1 protein-coding gene is annotated in these 1,169 nt (G+C 63.9%); it reads right to left on the bottom strand.

Annotation, left to right across the window (positions count from 1 at the left end; all coding sequences use genetic code 11):
- On the bottom strand, positions 1-1,169 hold a 1,169-nt coding region (locus tag ACFV3I_RS18770), incomplete at both ends, for a lonely Cys domain-containing protein (protein WP_378823962.1).

The following is a 1,169-nucleotide window of genomic DNA, read 5'->3' as shown; positions in this document are numbered from 1 at the left end:
GCGGCTCCGCGGCACCGATCTCTCTCGACGTCACCGGGTCGAACTGTGAAAACCCGGAAACCTCATCAAGAGCCTCGAGCACCGGCTCATTGATCACGAGGTCAGGATCCGACATCGTGACACGACCGAACGACCGGCCGTCCTCGGCAATGGTCCGCGTCTTGATCGAACTGTCCGGAATCACGGTCCCGTCCAGAGCGGTCACAAAGCCCTCGTCCGGAACCCCACTCGGGCCGAGGTCATTCGCGTCGCTGCCGAACCAACCGCCCAGAGGAATCCCCTGCGCCCGCTGATTCTCAATGACGATCCTGCTCAACCCGGAATCCGCGTCATGGACCAGGCTCACCAGACCACTGTGCGCCCAGACCCCGTCCCGGCCCGCCCGGAACGCCAGCGTCCGAGGCATGGCCAGGCCCTGGTCACCACCGTGGTTCAGCACGAGCACGACCGGCGTCCCGGCCGGAAGCCCCGTCACTCCGGGGTCACGCGCCACCAACTCCACGAATTCCTGCCACGGAACCCGCAACTCACCCTGACCCCAAGGAATCAGCACGTGATCGTGGCCACCATTGGCCACCACCACATACGCACCACGGCTGTTGTCCCACATCGGCTCAAGCGGGCCCTGGAACTGGCCATTACGTCGCTGCCACACCTGCGACGTATCCACCACACCCACCGGCTGCCCAGTGAGATTCAACCCCTGGTACGAACCATCCCCCAACACAATATGACGCTCATGATTCAACGCACCATTGGCCGCCACATGATACGAACCGAGTGACATGACACTCGACGACCAGCCGGCGGCCATCGCGTTCTCCACCAACGCGAACAACGCGGTACGTGAATTCGCGTCCACCACCGCACCGTCACCCAGGTGCAGAATCCGCCGCGTCAGGCCATCGACGTCGAAAACGCCACCGGGATTCTCCAGCAGCCGCAACCGATCCAACTCGGCCACCGCACCCGAATACTGCGGAGACACCACCTCGGCCGTCACCCGGCCCGAACCACCACTCCCCACCCGCACAGTGATCCCGAACGAATCCGCGAAATCACCCGCACCCAGATCCTCCAACGCCCGCGTCAGATAATCCGAGAACAACCCCGAAACAGCATCCACACGATCCCGCGCCGAACGCCCACTCCGGCCGAACCCCGTCAAC

Source organism: Microbacterium sp. NPDC059771 (genome assembly GCF_042732495.1).
GTDB lineage: Bacteria > Actinomycetota > Actinomycetes > Actinomycetales > Microbacteriaceae > Microbacterium > Microbacterium sufflavum.
Note: the sequence above shows the minus strand (reverse complement) of the source record. Positions and strands in the feature narration are given on the sequence as shown.